Source organism: Filibacter tadaridae (assembly GCF_900609045.1).
GTDB classification, from domain to species: Bacteria; Bacillota; Bacilli; order Bacillales_A; family Planococcaceae; genus Sporosarcina; species Sporosarcina tadaridae.
Genome location: NZ_UXAV01000033.1, coordinates 1 through 909 on the forward strand (window position 1 = coordinate 1; position 909 = coordinate 909).

At 39.8% G+C, this 909-nt stretch carries 1 protein-coding gene; it reads right to left on the reverse strand.

Going from position 1 to position 909, the window contains the following annotated elements; genetic code table 11:
* On the reverse strand, positions 1–855 hold an 855-nt coding region (locus tag FILTAD_RS06420), incomplete at its 3' end, for an IS110 family transposase (RefSeq protein ID WP_148085389.1).
* Positions 856–909: the final 54 nt, after the last annotated feature.

Below are 909 nucleotides of genomic sequence, written 5' to 3' on the forward strand. Positions count from 1 at the left end.
TTTTAGCTTCATATTCAAGATGAGCAGTTCAGGTGCCAACTCTTCCTTTGACCGGGAAAGTGAATGATTGGCCGCATAAAGCAGTTTTTCAATAGTTGTGCTCCTTAATTTCAAGTTATTTTCTTTTGATAACCTACGAAGACCCGTTTCCCCTAGTCTAAGTATAGATGAAGGATGAGGATGATTTTCCATAAAGTAAATGGATGATTTCCCCCAAAAGTCACTAAATATCTTTTGTGTCTTACGCTTTTTACCATCCGAAATAGCGAAGCCTTGGTATTCACGCCAAATATGATCCATCAATACTCTGATTTCTACCTTTAATGTGGAGCACCTGTTTACTTCACTACGTCTCGCCCTAGAAAGAGTGAGCAGTTGACGCTGAATACCTTCTGATAGAGTAAATTGGGTTCCTTTGTTTTGCATAACGGCATGTGCAATAGCTACTAAATCTAAATCGTCCGTTTTACACCAACTTAGTGCGCTTGATCTTTCTTCAAAAGTTGTATATGCATTAAAGATTTGAACACCGTATCCTCTGGTACCTAGTTCGCGGACAATATCTTCATAATAATGCCCTGTTGCCTCGACACCCAAAAAGATGCGCTGAGCATTTGTTCTTTTGGAAGCTTCTTTGATTTTGTTGCATAGCTCCTCAATCCCAATAGAGTTAACGGAAAAGAAAAAGGATTCTTCAATAACATCGCCAAAATAATTGCATATTAAGGCTTTTTGGTGGAGCTTAGCAGCATCGATTGCGACAATCAAGACCTGTTCAAGATTAATCCCGCGCAGTTGATCGCTAAATCGACTCCCTTTTTTCCCTTGAATGTGATAATGTTTACTAGTCCCCATGTGACTTCAACCTCCATTTGTGAGAGTGGTGATGAGATTGAGTTCCCTGTCAGG